16 protein-coding genes and 1 pseudogene are annotated in these 17,190 nt (G+C 68.1%); 16 read left to right on the forward strand and 1 reads right to left on the reverse strand.

Going from position 1 to position 17,190, the window contains the following annotated elements:
• Positions 1-6: 6 nt before the first annotated feature.
• On the forward strand, positions 7-543 hold the full coding sequence (locus tag ACEQXV_RS11375; protein ID WP_370269228.1) for a phage virion morphogenesis protein: 537 nt from the start codon (positions 7-9) through the stop codon (positions 541-543).
• A gap of 276 nt (positions 544-819) precedes the next feature.
• On the forward strand, positions 820-1,266 hold the full coding sequence (locus tag ACEQXV_RS11380; protein WP_370269230.1) for a hypothetical protein: 447 nt from the start codon (positions 820-822) through the stop codon (positions 1,264-1,266).
• Positions 1,267-1,761: 495 nt separating this feature from the next.
• Here the strand turns inward: ACEQXV_RS11380 and ACEQXV_RS11385 are convergent, their stop codons facing one another.
• Positions 1,762-2,073, reverse strand: coding sequence for a hypothetical protein (locus ACEQXV_RS11385; RefSeq protein ID WP_370269231.1), 312 nt, complete (start codon positions 2,071-2,073; stop codon positions 1,762-1,764).
• A gap of 130 nt (positions 2,074-2,203) precedes the next feature.
• Between ACEQXV_RS11385 and ACEQXV_RS11390 the strand changes: the two genes are divergently transcribed.
• From ACEQXV_RS11390 to ACEQXV_RS11455, 14 genes and pseudogenes are all read left to right on the forward strand, one after another.
• Positions 2,204-3,256: a phage protease gene (locus tag ACEQXV_RS11390; RefSeq protein ID WP_370269232.1), complete on the forward strand. Its 1,053-nt coding sequence runs from the start codon at positions 2,204-2,206 to the stop codon at positions 3,254-3,256.
• Positions 3,253-3,633: a capsid cement protein gene (locus tag ACEQXV_RS11395; protein ID WP_370269234.1), complete on the forward strand. Its 381-nt coding sequence runs from the start codon at positions 3,253-3,255 to the stop codon at positions 3,631-3,633. The genes ACEQXV_RS11390 and ACEQXV_RS11395 overlap by 4 nt, the downstream gene beginning before the upstream one ends.
• A gap of 15 nt (positions 3,634-3,648) precedes the next feature.
• On the forward strand, positions 3,649-4,623 hold the full coding sequence (locus tag ACEQXV_RS11400) for a capsid protein (RefSeq protein WP_370269235.1): 975 nt from the start codon (positions 3,649-3,651) through the stop codon (positions 4,621-4,623).
• Positions 4,623-4,982 carry a hypothetical protein gene (locus ACEQXV_RS11405; RefSeq protein ID WP_370269236.1) on the forward strand — a complete coding sequence of 120 codons (360 nt, stop codon included), beginning with the start codon at positions 4,623-4,625 and terminating at the stop codon, positions 4,980-4,982. Before ACEQXV_RS11400 ends, ACEQXV_RS11405 begins: the two co-directional genes overlap by 1 nt.
• 109 nt (positions 4,983-5,091) lie before the next feature.
• Entirely contained in the window at positions 5,092-5,520 is a 429-nt protein-coding gene (locus tag ACEQXV_RS11410; RefSeq protein WP_370269238.1) for a gp436 family protein, read from the forward strand.
• Positions 5,520-5,954 (forward strand): hypothetical protein, encoded by a 435-nt coding sequence (locus ACEQXV_RS11415; protein ID WP_370269239.1) that lies wholly within the window; start codon positions 5,520-5,522, stop codon positions 5,952-5,954. The genes ACEQXV_RS11410 and ACEQXV_RS11415 overlap by 1 nt, the downstream gene beginning before the upstream one ends.
• A gap of 161 nt (positions 5,955-6,115) precedes the next feature.
• Positions 6,116-7,048, forward strand: coding sequence for a phage tail tube protein (locus ACEQXV_RS11420; protein ID WP_370269240.1), 933 nt, complete (start codon positions 6,116-6,118; stop codon positions 7,046-7,048).
• A gap of 28 nt (positions 7,049-7,076) precedes the next feature.
• Positions 7,077-7,394: a hypothetical protein gene (locus tag ACEQXV_RS11425; protein WP_370269242.1), complete on the forward strand. Its 318-nt coding sequence runs from the start codon at positions 7,077-7,079 to the stop codon at positions 7,392-7,394.
• A gap of 128 nt (positions 7,395-7,522) precedes the next feature.
• Positions 7,523-7,744, forward strand: coding sequence for a DUF1799 domain-containing protein (locus ACEQXV_RS11430; protein ID WP_370269249.1), 222 nt, complete (start codon positions 7,523-7,525; stop codon positions 7,742-7,744).
• Positions 7,734-10,580, forward strand: coding sequence for a phage tail length tape measure family protein (locus ACEQXV_RS11435; protein ID WP_370269244.1), 2,847 nt, complete (start codon positions 7,734-7,736; stop codon positions 10,578-10,580). The genes ACEQXV_RS11430 and ACEQXV_RS11435 overlap by 11 nt, the downstream gene beginning before the upstream one ends.
• Before the next feature lie 4 nt (positions 10,581-10,584).
• Positions 10,585-11,226, forward strand: a complete 642-nt coding sequence (locus ACEQXV_RS11440) for a hypothetical protein (protein ID WP_370269245.1) — start codon at positions 10,585-10,587, stop codon at positions 11,224-11,226.
• Positions 11,226-11,927: a hypothetical protein gene (locus tag ACEQXV_RS11445; protein WP_370269246.1), complete on the forward strand. Its 702-nt coding sequence runs from the start codon at positions 11,226-11,228 to the stop codon at positions 11,925-11,927. Before ACEQXV_RS11440 ends, ACEQXV_RS11445 begins: the two co-directional genes overlap by 1 nt.
• Positions 11,924-12,370: a hypothetical protein gene (locus ACEQXV_RS11450; protein ID WP_370269248.1), complete on the forward strand. Its 447-nt coding sequence runs from the start codon at positions 11,924-11,926 to the stop codon at positions 12,368-12,370. Before ACEQXV_RS11445 ends, ACEQXV_RS11450 begins: the two co-directional genes overlap by 4 nt.
• Positions 12,367-17,190: pseudogene (locus tag ACEQXV_RS11455) on the forward strand (hypothetical protein); the annotation flags it as partial. The gene ACEQXV_RS11450 and the pseudogene ACEQXV_RS11455, both read left to right, overlap by 4 nt.

A 17,190-nucleotide genomic window follows, 5' to 3' on the forward strand; every position in this document is an offset into this window, starting at 1 on the left:
GTAACCATGATCGCGCTCGACTTCAACGATACCGAGATCCAGGACGGGCTGGACCGGCTGGCCCGGGCGGTCACGGACATGACGCCTGTCATGGCGGATATCGGGGAGGCGCAGGTGGTCTCGACCCGCGACCGCTTCATGGCGGGCACGGCCCCCGATGGCACGCCCTGGGCGCCGAAGTCTCCCACCACCATCGCCGCCTATGAGCGCCGCCGGGATCCCGTCGATCCGCGCCCGCTCTTCGGCCCCTCGCACAGGCTCCGGTCCGAGATCACCTCTTACGCCGGCACCACCAGTGTCGAATGGGGCACGAACGTCATCTATGCGGCGGTCATGCAGTTCGGCGCGGCGCAGGGGGAGTTCGGCGCCCGCATGGGCCGCACGAAACCCAGCGAGAAGCGCCCGCAGAGCCAGGATTACTTCTTCCCCATCCCCTGGGGGCCTATCCCGGCGCGTCCCTTCCTCGGGCTTTCCGATGAGGACCGAAACGGCATCCTCGAGGCCCTGGAAGACTGGCTGACGCGGGCATGGGACGGCGAGTGAGCCCCAACCGCCCCGGAGAGCGCCGTTAAATACCTATTTAATACCCAACTCGCTCTCGCGGGCGCAACGGGCCGTCAGAGGTAAAGAGGCCCCTCAGCGGCGCGCTCAGGGGCTGGTCGGTAAGCGCTCACGAAGTTCGTGACAGAGGCATCGGACCTCAGGGGCACCCTGTTGTCGGCAGAGGTGCTTAGGGAACCGCGGAAGGCGCCCGGGCGTTTCTGCTTCCTGAAATATCTGTTGATGCCAACAAGGGCTCATGAAGCCACGAGGAAGGAGATGGTAGGAGAAACGGCTATTGTGAGTGATCTGCGCCTTATGGCGCTAGCGATCCTGGGCGGACGAGAGGGAGTTGACGCGCTGGTGGAAGCCACCATGAAACGCGCCCTCATCGAAGTGCAGGTTTCCGGATCTCCGGTAGTGTTGCGTCCTTGGATGCGCGCATTAATGGAGACGGTGCGTGACCAAAAGGTCTCGGAACCCGTGCACTCCTCTCAAACGAGGTCGGAGCCAGTCATAGTGCAAACTGAAGGTTCCGAGAACGAAGTCCTCTGGACAGCGTTTCGATCCCTGCCGCGAGATCTCCGCATGATCCTCATCGCTTTTACGTTGGGTAGAGGCGACAGCACCACCGCTGGGAGCATCATGGGAATCGGACCGGACGAAGCAGACCGCTTGTACGCCCGCGCGCTGGATTTGATGGGCCGGATCACAGAGGCAACCTAAGCCGATCAGACCACAATGGATGCGGCATCGACGAGCGGAGTCATGTATGTGTTTGGGACGTGTAGCGGTCGCTGGGCCCTATGGAAGCGAATTGGAAATTTGCTCCAACCACCCTATGGTTACTCATCACCGACTCATGGAGGTTGCTATGTCTAGGTTAAAAGGCCCAGGCACGCTCACCTATGACGATGGACGTGTGTTCCACGTCGAAGTTGATATCGAGCTCCCGAAGGGCAGCGGGACGGTCACGTCTCCATCGATGGTGATCATCGCTGAGCGCAAGCGTCCGGGGACGCTAACCTGCGGGCACGTGCAGGTACCCGCCATCGTGACCAGCGGTGACGTGCACGGATCCGGTACAATCACGACGTTGTCGCCGGCGTCCGTTCAATAAGAGCAAGTAACTTGGCAGGCCATTGGCGCGCGCCCGCGATGACGCAGCCGCGCGCGCCGTTTTAGCAATCTCCACAACTACGTTACATTCGCCGCGAGCGATCAGTACGCCTCTATGACCAGCGTCACGGTCGGCGAGACATCTCGCTCGTCCACGTGAGAAGTGCTTCTCATCCCCGACAGATGGCATTCCCCTTCGGGCATGTCCTGCCCCAGATGCGCGAAGTACTGCTTCAGCGCCTCGAGGACCTCTGCGTCAGTGAAATCGATCTCGGTACGGGCCTTCCCGGTTTCGGCTGGCATTGTGCGAACTACGGGCATCATCGCCTCCTTGCATTGATGGAGTGGTGACGTGCACAGGATGTAGGGACGGATCTTGGGATCTTCCATAGGCGGCGAAGTATGCACGCTCATCGAGGCGGCGCTGCTCGTTTATGTCGTTACATATGGTTGTATCGAAAAGGCATGGGCTGCAGCGCCCGTCCCACTCCCCCACAAACCGTAGTGCCTATTTTGACGCGGCGCTTCGGGGGATTCTGGGGATATGAACACCGTCCCCGCCATAGCCCTTCTGCAGGCCACCACGCTTCCCGACGATCCTGTCGCCGATTGGGTACACTTGCTGCCCGCAGGCACGATCGCCACGGTCGATGGCCGTGGCCCCTATAGCGTTCTGAACGCGGCTGAGGTGATCGAGGCGAGTTTCCTCGATCGCAAGAAACTCCCCATCGACGAGAACCACGCGATCGATATCGCGGCGCCGCGCGGCCAGTCGTCGCCTGCCCGGGGGTATGTCGTGGAATTGCAGGCCCGCGAGGACGGGATCTGGGGCCGCGTCGACTGGACGCCCTCGGGCAAGGCGCTGATCGCCGACCGCGCCTATGTCGGCATCTCGCCCGCCATCCTGCACGACGCGAACGGCCGGGTGCTGCGCATCCTCAGCGCCTCGCTCGTCAATCGCCCCAATCTGCGCGGACTGACTGCGCTTCACCACCAGGAGGGCCTTGTGACCTTTCAGAGCAAACTGGCCGAAAAGCTCGGCCTGAACGCGGCTGCGAGTGAGGACGATATCCTCGCAGCGCTGCCGTCGGAAACCGATGAGCAGGTCGCACTGCAATCGGCGCTGCCGGATCTTCGGTCTGCCTTCGGGCTGAGCGAAGCCGACGATGTCGGTGCGGTCCTGAACGCGGCGCGGAATGCGGCGCGGGACGTCAACACGACGATGCCGGCGCTACAGGCGCAGGTGCGCGAGCTCTCGGGCAAGCTCACCGCCATGGACGAGGCCGGCAAGACCGCCCGGGCGCAGGCCTTCATCGACGGCGAGATCAAGGGCGGCCGTATGGGGCTCAATGCCGAGAACCGCGACGAGTTCGTGGCGATGCATCTTGAGAACCCCGAGCGCACGGAAAAACTCGTCAAAGGCTTCGCGGTGCTCAAGCCCACGCACACCAGTGCCGTGCCGCCGAACGCGCCCGCGCTGCAATCCACCGCCGACGATCTTGTCGGCAAGGCCCGCGCCCTTCAGGCCGCCGAGGCCGCCAAGGGCAATTCCCTCGACTGGATCGTCGCGGTTCAGCGTGTGTCGGAGGCGAAATGACCACCCCCCTTATCAAGAGTTACGAAGCCTCGGCCGAGATTGCCGGTCACCGCATCGTTGTCTTCTCGGACCCAGCGGCCTCCGCCAAGGTTGCCATGGCTGCCGTGGCGACGACGCCCGCGATCGGCGTTTCGGGACCGATGGACGCGGTCTCCGGCGAGATGTGCGACGTCGTGCTGGGCGGTCTTGCCCAACTGAAACTCGGCGGCACGGTTACGGCGGGCGCGCCGATCATGTCGGACGCCGCCGGCGCCGGCATCGTTGCCGAGGCCGCCGCTTCCACCACCCGCCGCGTCATCGGATTTGCGCTGGAGCCGGGCGTCAGCGGGGACCTGATCTGGGTCAACGTCGCACCCGCGCTGCTCGATCGCGCCTGAGCCTGAGGAGTTTCCATGGCCCCCCAACGTCCCTTTGTCGTCGATCCGGTCCTGACCGCGATCTCGGTCGGCTTCCGCAACACGGCGATGATGAAAATCGCCGATCAGGTTCTGCCGCGCTTTGGCGTCTCGGCCGAGAAGTTCAAATGGACCACCTATCCGATGTCCGAGGCGTTCAACACGCCCGATGCCCGCGTGGGCCGCCTCGGCCAGGTCAACCAGGTGATCTTCTCGGGCAAGGAAGAGACCTCCAGCGTCGAGGATTACGGGCTCGATACGCCAATCCCTTACTCCGACATCGAGGCGGCGGCGGACGCTCGTGCGCAGGGTCGCTCGACCTATAACCCCGAAGCGCATTCGGCGGCGATGCTGACCGATACGATCGAGAACATCCGCGAGGCGCGGGTGGCGAACATGGTCTTCAATCTGGCCACCTATGCCGCCGACAAGCGCACGACGCTTTCGGGCACGTCGCAGTTCTCGGATTATGCCAACAGCGACCCGATCTCGGTCATCAAGTCGGGCATGCTGGCGACGACGATCCTGACGCCGAACACGATGGTGATGGGCCGCGAGGTCTGGACCAAGCTGTCGAGCCACCCCAAGATCGTGAATGCGATCAAGGGCAACCTCACCAATGCCGGCATCGTCAGCCGCGAGCAGTTCCTCGAGCTCTTCGCAGGCGAAGGGATCAACCGGCTGCTGATCGGCGACGCCATGGTCAACACCGCCAAGGCCGGCCAGCCCCCGGTCTATGCCCGTGCCTGGGGCAAGCATATCTCGCTCCTTCACCAGAACCCGATGGCCACGGTCGAGGGCGGCGGCGTCACCTTTGGTCTCACCGCCGAATATGGCGGGCGCCTGTCGGGCCGCATCGAGGATCCCGATATCGGGCTCAATGGTGGCTTCCGCATCCGCACGGGTGAGCGGGTGAAGGAGCTGATCATCGCCCAGGACGTGGGCTACTTCATCCAGAATGCGGTGGCGTGATGGCCCGGGCAGCGAAACCCACGAGCAAGCCCGCCAAAGAAGCGGCTCCGGAGACCCCGGCGGAAACGGTCGCGAAGGCTGTCACGTCGGAGGCCTCGGGCGCGTCGGAGCCAGAGGCAAAGGCTGCTGAGGCAAAGGCCCCGGAGCTTAAGGCTGCGGAGCCGACGCCACCGGCCGCCAAGCGGAGCAAGCCGGACCCCGAATGGCGCGCGGCCACCGTGGCGAGCCGTATCGAGCACGACGGCGAAACCTATGAGGCCGACGACGCGATCGTGCTGACCGAGGCCGACTTCATCCCCCTCGCGAAGTCTGGTGCCCTGATCGAGCGCGACTGGAACGCGTGCCTGCAGGACGAGTGACCGCGCCCCTTTCGATCGCGGGTTGGGAAACCTTGCGGATGCGCGCGGGCGGGGGCGACCGCTGCGTGAGTGACCCTTCGCCCCCACCCCTTTCCTTGGAAGCCTGTCGATGTCCTATGCCACGCTCCTCACTCTGACCGACCGCTTCGGCGCCGAGACGCTCGTGCGGCTGACCGATCGCGCGGATCCGCCGGCGGGGGTGATCGACGAGGACGTGGTCGAGCGGGCGCTCGCGGATACGGATGGCGTGATCGACGGCTACTTGCGGGCACGCTACGTGACGCCGCTGACCGAGGTGCCGCCGCAGATCACCGATATCGCGCTGTCGATTGCGATCTACCGCCTGCACCGCTGGGAGCCCGACACCAAGATCCGGCGCGATTATGAGGACGCGCTGCGCAGCCTGCGCGAGATCGCCAATGGCACGATCCGGCTCACGGCCACGACGGTTGCGCCCATGCAATCGGGCGAGACCGGTGCGCGGCTGACCGACCGCGAGCGTCCCTTCACCGCGCAGAACCTCAAGGGGTTCATCTGATGCTGAGCGCGGCCATCGAGCGCATCGAGGCTCGCGTGCCCGCGCTGGCAGCTCGGGTCCGGGGCGCGGCCGAGTTTTCGGCGCTGCTCGCGTCGAACCGCATCGGCGAGGTTCGGGCGGGCGCCTATGTGCTCACCCTCTCGCTCGCGGGCGGACCGGCGCGCGCCGCTGCCGGGGCCTTCGTGCAGGACGTCGAGGAGGGTCTGACGGTGGTGCTGACGATGCGCGCCGAGGACCCGCTCGGCGGCGCTGGCAAGGACTGGATCGCCACCCAGCGCGACGCGGTGATCGCCGCGCTCGCGGGCTGGGTTCCGGCAGGCTCCCCCGGCCCGATGCGCCTCAAGCGCGGGCAGATGCTGAACGTGGCGCGCGGCCTTCTGGTCTACCAACTCGACTTCGCCGCCGCCTCCCAACTGAGGATCGATCCCCGATGACCAAGCGCAAGCCCACAAAGCCCAAAGCCCTGCCCCAGCCCTCGCAGGGCGGCAGCTACCGCCGGGAGAAGGACGGATCGCTCGCCCCGGCAGCGCCAGCCGCTCCGCCCCCGCCCGACAAAACCGAATCTGAGCCCACCAAAAGCACCGGGGACTGACCCATGATCTACTTCAACGAGAAGATCTTCCTCCTCGGCCTCGAAGCCACCTATGGCACGATCCCGGCCCTGGCCGCCTCGGATGCGATCCTTGCCACGGATATCCGCATCATGCCCATGGAGGGGCAGGACCAGTCGCGCAACCTCGAGCGCCCGCATATGGGCGCGCAGGCCACGATCCCGGTCGATCTGCATGCCAAGATGAGCTTCAAGGTCGAATTGACCCCTTCCGGTGTCGCGGGCACGGCGCCGGTCGTGGGCAAGCTCCTGCGCGCGCTCGGCTGCGCCGAAACCGTCACCGCCACGACCTCGGTCGTCTACAACCCCGTCAGCCGCAACCACGAAAGCGTCGGCGTCCATCTGTGGATCGGGGACACACGCTTCGCGCTCATCGGCGCGCGGGGCACGGGCGTTCTTCGGATCAATGCGAGCGGCATTCCGGTGCTCGAGGTCGAGCTGACCGGGCTCTGGACCGCACCCACCGAGGCCGCCCGCATCGAGCCCGATCTCGACGACCAGCTCGAGGCGGATGTCCTGGTCGCCACCACCGCCAACACGCCGGTCTTTACCGTGAACGCGGTGGGCCTCGTGATGCGCAGCTTCGCCCTGACGCTGGGCAACAAGGTCGAGCCGCGCTTCCTGATCGGCGCCGAGCGCGTGCTGATCACGGGGCGCGAGGAGATGGTCGAGACCACCGTCGAAGCCGTGCCGCTGAGTGTGCTCGACCCGTTCGGCCTTGCCCTTGCGCGCAGCCGCGTTGCGGTCGCGCTCACCCATGGCACGCAGGCGGGCAAGACCGTCTCGCTCGCCATTCCCGCAGCCCAGGTCCAGCGCCAGCAGGGGATCGAGGAACAGCAGGGCATCGCCGAATGGCCGCTGCGTCTCGTCCCCCAGCCCGGCGCCGGCAACGACCAGTGGACGCTCAGCTTCACCTGATCCCCCAAACTCCAGACGAGAGGCCCTGATGTTCAAGATCGCCCCCAACCCCGAGTTCACTCATGACGTCACCGTCCGCGTCCCGGTCGATGGCGGCTTTGCCGACCAGACCTTCAAGGGCCGCTTCCGCGTCGTGCCCTGGGACGAGCTTCAGGTCGAAGACCGCGACCCCGATGCGCAGACGCGCATGGTCTGGATCGGCTGGGACGGCATCCTGGGCGAGGATGACCGCCCCCTGCCCTATTCGGACGCGCAGCGCGACGCGCTGATCCGCATGCCCTTCGTGCGCACGGCCGTGTTGCGGACCTATGTCGATGCGGTCTCGGGCGCCAAGCGGGGAAACTGACCGAGGCCGGGCGGTGCTGGGCGCGCGGCGATCTGAGGGAGGCGGCGCGCCCTGACGCCCTGGCCGAGGATGCCCGCCGCTGGGGCCTGAAGCGCATTCCCGGCCAGCGCCGCCGGCAAGCCTGGGGGATCTGGCCCGGGCATGTCGCGGCCCTGACCGCCTTTCTCGCCATCGCCAGCCAGTGGCGCTGCCTCGTCTTCCCCAATGGCGCCCTGCTCTACCAGGGCCTCGACTACACCGCAGCCCAGAGCGCGCTCGCGCTCGCGGGCCTCTCCCCCTCCCCCGAAACCTGGGCCGAAATCCGGCAGATCGAAGCCGGCGCCCTTGAGGAGCTGAACCTTGGCCGGTGAGAACCTTCACCTCGGGATGTTGCTGACCGCGCAGGCCGAACAGGCCAAGCGCGAGCTGGCCTCGACCGCGCAGGCCGCGCGCGATCTCGCCAAGACCGGCCCCGAGGTCACGAGCGCCATGGCGCCCGCGAAGACCGCACTCGACGGGACGGCGCAGAGTGCCGCAGGCCTCAAGGCCCTGGCCCCTCAGCTCTCCGCGTCGTTCTCTCAGGTGCAGACCGCCCTCTCGGAGACCGCGTCGAGCGCAAGCCGGGTGCAGGCCGCCGCTATGGGCCTCACCCGCTCGACGGGCGCGCAGACCGCCGCCACGATCGCGGCGGCGCGCGAAAGCGCGGAATGGCGCCGCGAACTCGATCTGCTACGCGCGCGCTTCAACCCGATCTTTGCCGCCACCCGCGCCTATGAGCAGGAGCTGCGCGACATCGCCGAGGCCGAGCGGCTGGGCGCGCTGTCGGCGGCCGAGGCCGGGGCGGCGCGCGAGCGGGCGAGTGCGAGCCTCGTGCCCCTCAACAATTCCATGCGGGGGCTGGGACAAACGACGCAGATGAACGTCGCCCATACCGCGAACCTGGCCGCCCAGTTCAACGATATCAGCGTCATGGCGATGGCCATGCAGAACCCGCTGCAGCTCGCGCTTCAGCAGGGCACGCAGATCAACCAGGTGTTCGGCCAGATGGGCGGGCACCGGGCGGCCATCCGGGGGATCGGCCCGGCGCTTTTGTCGATCGTGAACCCGGCGGCGCTGGCCACGATCGGCGTCATCGCGCTCGGCACGATGGGCGTGCAATGGCTTCTCTCGATGCGCGAGGCGTCGCTGTCCCTTGAGGATGCGCTCGCCGATGTGGATGACGCGATCAGCGGTCTGCGCGATGCCACGCGCCTCGCCACGGCGGGCGGGCTTGCCGATCTCGAACAGCGCTATGGCGGGATCTCCGATCAGGTCGAGCGGCTCGTTCGGGCGCGCGAGCGGCTTGCGATCCTCGACAGCCGCGCGCGGCTCGACGCGGTGGGGGCGGCGGTGGCGGAAACCGCGGGCGCGCGCTGGTACGATTTCGGGATCTCGGATGAAGCCAGCGGGATCCTCACGCTGCGCCGCAATCTCGATCTGGGCCGCCGCGATGCCGAGATCCTGCGCGCGGAAATCTCCCGCCTCGGCACCCTGCGCGAGCCCGACGAGATCGCCGATCAATATGCCCGCCTTGCCCAGATGGTCGAGGCCGTCATCGACGAGCTGGGCGTCACCGACGAGCGCCGCCAGTTCCTTGCGGACCTGCTCGAGGGCGAGGACCGCGCGCGCCAGATCGCCGCGATCCTCGACAATCGCGGCCAGACCGACACACGGCGCGGCGAGCAGCTCCTCGCGGATCTCCAAAGCGAAGCCGATATCCGCGTGGCGATCGCGCGCTATGGCGAGGACAGCGTCCGCGTGGCCGAGCTGCGCGTCGATGCCGAACGCCGGGCCTTCGAGGAGACGCTGCGCACGCTCGATGTGAGCGACGCGCTGAAGGAAGAGCTCTCCCGCGCCTGGGAGGCCGCGAATGGGTTGGCAGGCACGGACATGGCCGCGGGCGTGGCACAAGCCCGGGCCGAGGCCCGCGAGATGGCCGACGAGATCATGCGCGCGGTCACGGCGGCGGAGAGCCTGCGCGCGCAAGGCGAGGCCGCGCTTGAGGATGCGCGCATCCGGGCGCGCTACACCGATCCTGTCAACCAGGCCTATCAGCTTGCCGCCGCCCGCATGCGCCGGGCGCAGGGCGTGCGCCGCGAGGGGGCCGAGGGCGTCGAGCTTGCGGCCCTCGATGCCGAGGTGAACGCCGCCGGCCGCGCGGCCGCGGAAACCGCCCGGCTCAATGCCGAGCGCACCGCGCTCAACCGCACCCGCCGCGACGGTGCCCGCGCCTCGGAACGAGAGCGCGAGGCGGTGGGCGAGTTGATCAGCGATCTGCAGACCGAGATCGATCTCCTGCGCGAGACCGATCCGGTGCAACAGGAGATGAGCCGGCACCGCGAGGTGCTTGCCGCCGCGACCGAGGCCGAGCGCGCGCAGATCGAGGAGCTGATCCGGACGCGGCAGCGGGAGACCGAGGTCCTGCAGGACACCCAGGCGCAGATGGAAGACCTGCGCGATCTCGGCCGGGACGTGTTGCGCGGGATCGCGGCCGATCTGCGCGAGGGCGCCTCGGCCGGCGAGATCCTCGGCAATGTCCTCGACAAGCTCGCGGACAAGCTGATCGAGATGGGAACCTCGTCGCTGGCCGATCTCTTGTTCGGCGCCAGCGGGTCGAGTTCCGGAGGCCTTCTGGGCGATCTCTTCGCGGGCCTCTTCGGGATCCGCAAGAATGCCCTGGGCGATGTGGTGGGCGCGCCGACGCTCTTTGCCTATGGCGATCAGCCGGGCCAGCTCGGCGTCATGGGCGAGGCCGGCCCCGAGGCGATCATGCCGCTCACCCATGCGATGGGCGCGGGCGTGGGCGCCATCGTCGACGGCCACGAGACGACCCTTCCGCTCACCCGCCTGTCCTCGGGCAAGCTGGGCGTGACCCTGCCTTCCGACACGGCGCCCCGGCCCTTTGCGCAGGGCGGCAGCTTCGGCTTTGTCCCCCCGCCGCCACCCCGCGCGGCACCCGCCGCCGGCACCGGGAATGCGGCGCAATCCGCGCGCGCCGAGATCATCGGCAAGCTCGAGATCGTCCATAGCCGTGACTTCGAGCTTCGCTGGACCGGCCGCATGCAGGGCGTGGCCGCCGATGTGTTCGAGCAGGGCATCACCACCTTCGACCGGGGCCTGCCGGCCCGTGTCGAGCAGATCAGCCTCGATCCGGCGATGAAAGGCTGAAGAGATGGCCCTTTCCTTCCCCCTCCCCTGGTCGGAATTCGGCGCGCTGCTGCCCGTGCAATCGGCGCCCTGGACACTGAAGCGCTTCGAGCAGGTCACCTGGTCGGGCAGTTCCGTGCCCAACGTGGCCGAACTGTCCGATCCGCGCTGGCGCTGCCGGGTCACGCTCGACGTTATGGATGCGGACGAGGCGAGCGAGCTGCGCACGCTCTTCGAGCTCCATGGATCGGGCCACCCGCTGCTCTTGCACGATCCCGCCCGGCCGGGTCCGCGCCTCGATCGCGATGGCAGCCTCCTCGGCGCTGCGGCCCCGACGCTTGCCACGGTCAGCGCCACCGGCTTCTCCCTCAAGGGCCTGCCGCCCGCTTATGCCCTGTCCCGGGGCGATCTCGTCTCGGTGGTGCATGGCACGGCGGCGCGGCGTGCGCTCTACGTGCTGGCCGAGGGCGCGAGCGCGAACGGATCGGGCGTGACGCCACAGATCCGCGTGCTGCCCGCACCGCGGCTGATCGCGGCGGCAGACCATACCGTGGATCTCATCAACCCGACCGGCCTGATGCTGGTTCTGCCCGACAGCTACGAGCCCGGCCAGTCGAGCGGCACCGTGGTGCGCGGCATGGGCTTTGATGCCGTGGAGGCGTGGTGATGCCCCGCGTCGTCGATCCTGCCGTTCAGGCTTACCGCGAAACCGGCCGCCCCATGGTCGAACGCCACCTCATCTGGGTCTCGGCGCGGCTCATCGCCGATGGGACGCCCGTTGCGGGCGGCTTCTGGACCGGGCGGGAGAGCGCGCAGCTCGAGGTGATCGATCCCGTGACGGAGGCGGTCGCGACGCGCGACTATATCGCCGCCGGCAGCCTGATCGAGGTCGAGGCCATCGGACAGATGAGCGGGCTCGATATCCACCCCGCCCAGATCACCCTCTCGCCGATCACGCCCGAGGTCGATACCCAGCTTCGCGCCTATGAGCTGCGCGGCGCGAGCGTCGAGCTGCACCGCCTCTGGTTTGATTACGAGACCCGCACGCCGCTGGCGCCCGCGCATGTCTGGATGATCGGCACGATCAACCGCGCGCCGCTTACGACGCCTGCCGCCGGTGGCCGCGCGCGGCTGGTTTATACCATCGTGCCCCAGACCCGGCAGCTGACCCTGGGCAATCCCGAGGTGATCAGCGACGCAGTGCAAAGCCAGCGCGCGGGCGATCGCTTCCTGCGCCACGTCGCCCTCGGCGGCAGCCGCGAGATCCCGTGGATGCGCCACCGCGTCACGGGCTCCGGCAATGGCGGGCGTTTCGGTAAGGATCTGGGGAACCTTCTCGGCCACAACCCGCTGGGGCCACGGCGATGAGCGCGCTGGTTTCTCTGCCCGCGCGCCTGCCGGGCTGGCGCGGTCGCCTCTATCGCTGGCTGGCGGAGATCGCGCCGCAGCCGCATGTCTACGGCGAACACGATTGCGCGCTTTTTGCGTCGGGCGCCATCCGCGCGATGCATGGCGTCGATCCGGCCGAGAACTGGCGCGGGCGCTACACCACGCTCGCGGGCGGTCTGCGCCTTCTGCGCCGCGACGGCTTCCAGAGCCATGTGGACGTGCTGGCCCGGCTCGGTCGTCCCGTCACCCCGGCCCTTGCCCAGATCGGTGACTTTGCCGTGGTCGACACGCCCGAGATGCCGGCTCTGGGGATCGTCACCGGATCGCAGCTGCAGCTTCTGCGTCTCGACGGGCTCGCGAGCCTGCCGCTGATCCTTCCCGGCAACGGGGGCTGCGTTGCCCGCGAGGTCTGGCGCACATGACCCGGATCGTCCTTCTTGCCGCGATCGCGCTCTGTCTCGCAGCCGGGCCTGCGGCGGCCGATCCGGTCTCGGCTCTCTTCGCGACGCTCGTCACCGGCGCCGCGAAGGTCTGGGCGGTGCTGGGGGCGAGCGTCGTCGGCCGGGCCGCCCTGCAGATTGCGACCGGGCTCGCGGCCTCGGCCGTCTCGCGGCTGTTTCGCAAGGATCCGCCCCCGCGCGGCGTCATGCGGCAGGTCGATGCCGGCGGCGACCGGCCCATGCGCGTGCTCCTGGGCCATTATGCCAGCGCGGGCCACGTGGTCTGGTCGGGCAGTCACGGCCAGGTCGGCAAGACGCCGAACGCGTATTTCACCGAAGTGATCCTGCTCTCGGTGCTGCCGATCGAGGGGCTCGACGGCGTTCTGGTGAACGGGGCCAAGATCGACCTCGGCGACACGCCGCATCCCGATTACGGCCTTCCGGTGCTCGATTTCCGAGTGAAGGGGCAGGACTATCTCTGGGTCAAGTTCTACAACGGCAGCCAGGTTGCCGCCGATCCGATGCTTCTGGCAAAATACGCCCAAGGCGCCGGGACCTCGGACGATTATCCCTGGTCTGCCGACATGATCGGTCTGGGCTGCGCCTATGTGATCGTCACCACGCGCGGCAATAACGACCTCTTCGGCGGGCAGGTCCCGCAGCTTCTCTTCGAGACGCGCGGCATCCGGCTTTATGACCGCCGCCGCGACAGCACCGCCGGCGGAGACGGCCCCCAGCGCCTCGACGACCGATCGACCTGGGCGTTCAGCGCGAACCCGCAGGTTGCGCTCTCGACGATCCTGACGGCAGGGCTTGGCTGGGGCGAACAGCATCTCTACGGCCCCCGCTGGCCTGCGCATACCTTCCCGACCGCCAACCTCTTTGCCGCTCTCAATGCCTGTGATGTCGAGACGCCCGGGGCGGACGACGTGCCTGAGCCGATGTTCCGCTTCGGCGCCGATCTCGACCTCTCGACCGAGCCACGCAGTTTTGCCCGCGAGCTTCTGAAATGCTCGGGCGCCGATACCGCGATCTGCGAGGGCAAGGTGCTCTTGCATGTGGGACCGGCCGATGCCCCCGTGGCCAGTCTCACGGATGCCGATTTCTCGGTCTCGCATGCGCAGGAGCTGGAGCCCTTCAAGGGGCTTGAAGAGGCGTTCAACGCGGCCTCCGCGACCTATCCCGATCCGGCCCAGACCTGGACGATGGTGCCCGCGCAGACCGAGTACCATCCGGACTGGGAAGCCGAGGATGGCGGCCGGCGGGTTGCCAACATGCCCTTTCCCTATGTTCCCTGGGACAGCCAGGTTCAACGGCTGGTCGAGGCGTCGCTCAGGGATCAGCGCCGCCAGCGCGTGCATCGCGGGTTCCTCGGCTGGCGGCTGGGGCATCTCGCACCGCTCGACTATGTCGCCTGGACGAGCGACCGCAACGGCTACGAGGCCAAGCTCTTCAAGATCGTCTCGCTCCACGATCACCCCACGGGGCATGTCGAGGTGCTGCTTCTCGAGGAGGATCTCGACGATTACGATCCGCCGGCGCTGATCCCCCATGATCCGCTTCCGCCGGTGCGGCCGGTCCAGCCAGCGCAGGTCGTCCCCGGCTGGTCCGTGGCCCCCTATACCGTCACGGTGGACGCGCAGGACCGGCGCGCGGGCATTCTTGCGGGGTGGGACCCTGAAGCCGCCGAGGATGCGCGCGGCATCCGCATCGCCGTGCGACGCGCGGGCGAGACCGGGAACGGCGTCGAGCAACCGCTTTACCCGGTCGCGACCGGGGGCGCGGCAATCACAGAGGGGCTGTTGCCGGGCGCCCATGAAGTGCGGGCGGTTCTCGACGTTGACCGGCCTGTTGAATGGACGGGCTGGACCTCGGTCGACGTTCCCGCCGTGGGCTTCGGTCTCGATGATCTGGCGCCCGCGCTGGTCGACTGGCTGGGCACGATGCGCGACTGGATCGATGAGGGCATTCCCGAGGTTCGGGACCTCGCGCAAGCGCTGGCCGAGGAAGCGCAGGCGCGCGCGGACGCGGTGCAGGCGGTGGCGGACGAACTCGCGCAGGAAACCGACGCGCGGGCGGCCGAGACGCAGGCGGCGGCCGAGGCGTTGCGGGCCGAGCGCGATCGCATCCGGCAGATCGCGGGTGAGGTGATCGAGCTGGCTGCGAATGACCACGCCGCGCGCGAGGAGATCCGCCGCTCGGTGCAGGTCCAGCTCGGGGATATGGAAGCCAGCTTTGACGAACAGATCCTGACGCTCGCGAATGCGGACTTCGCGCTCGCGGCCCGGCTCACGACGCTGGAAGCCACCAGCGACGACCTGTCCGCGTCCATCACCCAGGTGGATCAGGCGCGGATCGACGGGGACAACGCGCTGGCCTCGCTGGTCGCCGCTGTCGCGGTCGGCACCGCGCAGCAATTCGACCACGCGGCGATCTGGTATTTCGACAGCACGGCCGAGGGCTGGACTGGTGCGCCGGTGGCGCCGAGTGCCGTTGACGGATGGTTGCGGCCGGGGATCGGGTCCTCGGCGGTCTCGCCCTCGGGTCTCGGGGTCGAGGCCGCGATGTATGCGCAGGTCCGCGCGCGCATCCGCGTGGTAGGATCGCCCGTGTGGCTGGGGCAGCTCTGGTGGGCCGGGGCCGGTCAGGGCTGGGACGAAGCCCGCCGGGTCGCACTGGATGAACCGGCCTTCAGCTCGGAGGGCGTGGCCGAGATTACCTTTACCCCCGGCTGGTCGGGCGTGATCGATGCCATCCGGCTCGACCTCGCCGATGGCGCGGACGGTTCAAACTATTACGAGCTCGACTGGATCGCGATCGGGCGTCCCTCGCCGGGCGCGTCCTCGGCCGAGCTCCTGACCGAGCAACAGGCGCGGATCTCGGCCGATAGCGCGCTGGCCTCGTCCTTCCTTGCGCTTGAGGCCAGTCTCAATGCGGCCGAAGGCGCGATCACCGGCAACGCGGATGCCATCGAGGCGATCGAGGTTCGTGTCACCGACACCGAGGCCGGGCTGGAAGCCGCCGCGACCTCGATCACCGCGCTGGAGGCTTCGGTCAATGACGACGCAACCGGGCTGGACGCGCTGGCGAGCGCCGTGGACAGCATCGCGGCCGAGGTGGGCCTGCTGGCCGATGGCTCGCAATATTCCTATGCCGAGGCCCTTCGCAACCTGCAAAGCAGCCTGCGCGGCGTGGCGCTGGAAGGGCTGAACGCCGCCGCCCGCGACGAGACCGAGCGCCGCCGCGTCCGCGATTACGTCGCCTCGGCCACGCAGGCGCTCAACACCCGCGTCGATGCGACGGACAGCCAAGTCACGATCAACGCCGAGGCGATCACGAAACTCGGCGCGCAGGTGCTGGATGCCGAGGGCGCCGTCCTCGCCAATGCCGGGGCGCTTGATGCGCTGACCATCGAGCTGGTCGATCAGGGCAACGCGCTCGATGCCGCGGTCACCGCCCTGACCGCGCTGGAGGCGAGCGTCGGCGGGCTTGAGGATGATCTTGCCACCAGGGCCAGCGCCTCGGCCCTCAATAGTCTGGGCGCGCGCGTGACGAATGCCGAGGGCGCGATCGACGCGGTGTCGAGCGCGGTCACCGGGCTGGAGGCCGAGATCGGGGATCTGGAAAGCAGCCTCGCCACCCGGGCCAGCGCCAGCGCCGTCAGCACGCTGACCGCCCGTGTCACCGCGGCCGAGGGGGAGATCGACAGCCTTTCGAGCGCGGTGACGGCGCTGGAAAGCGGTCTCGATGCGCTGGAAGGCGATCTCGCCACGCGCGCCAGCGCCTCGGCCCTCAATGCCCTGACCACGCGCGTGACGACGGCCGAGGGGCAGATCACCGCCAATGCCAGCGCGATCACGGAGCTCTCGGCGGATCTGTCCGATCTCGACGACGAACTCGCCACCCGCGCCAGCGCCTGGGCGCTGAACCAGCTCTCGGTCGAGGTCTCGGAGATCGACGGCGAGCTGAGCGCGCTGGCCTCGTCCGTGACCGCGCTGGAAAGCAGCGTCGATGACGCGACGGCCGGCACCACCTTCAAGATGGAAACCGTGGCAGGCCCCGGCGGCTATGCCCGGATCGGCATGATGGCGCGCTACGGCAGTGGCTACGGCTACAAGGAAGCGGGCCTCTTCATCGACGTGTCGTCGGACTGGAACACGCCCTCGCGCGTCGGTGTCCATGCCGATCAGTTCGTCGTCGCGACGGGCAGCGGCCTCGAGACCCCGTTCTTCGTCTCGGACGGCCAGGTCTTCATGGACTGGGCGCGCATCGCCAATGTGTCGATCGGCTTCGGCGAGATCACCGGCGCGCTGCAATCGGACAATTACGCCGAGGTCGCGGGCCTGCCGGTCGCGGGCTTCAGGCTCGACCGCGAGACGGGCCAGATCAAAGGCAAGGAAGTCATCTCGCGCGAGATCCTGGAGCTGGGCGCCGCGACCGATTTCCAGTCCGAGACCTATGGCGGGTGGTATCCGGGCGGGGCGTACACGCCCGGCTGGCAGAACCTCCTGGTGGTCGAGCTCGGCCCGACCGCGCTTGGCGATATGTGGACCATCGTCGCCGGCGGCGATGTGCGGCTCTGGCAATACACCGACAATACCGATCCCCAGGCGCCCCGCTTCTGGCTGCGCGAGGGGCTTTTGCGCCTCGTGCGCCAGACCCAGCCCGTGGGCAGCGCGGTCTGGGGGCCCGAGCGGCAGATCGTGAGCTTCGCCATCCCCACCGACAGCGCCTGGAGCGACCGCAATGCCTTCGAGGTGCTGGGCGGTGTCTACGCCAATGTCCGCTACGCGCTGCAGATC

The organism is Nioella sp. (assembly GCF_964229645.1).
In the GTDB taxonomy this organism is placed as follows: domain Bacteria; phylum Pseudomonadota; class Alphaproteobacteria; order Rhodobacterales; family Rhodobacteraceae; genus Nioella.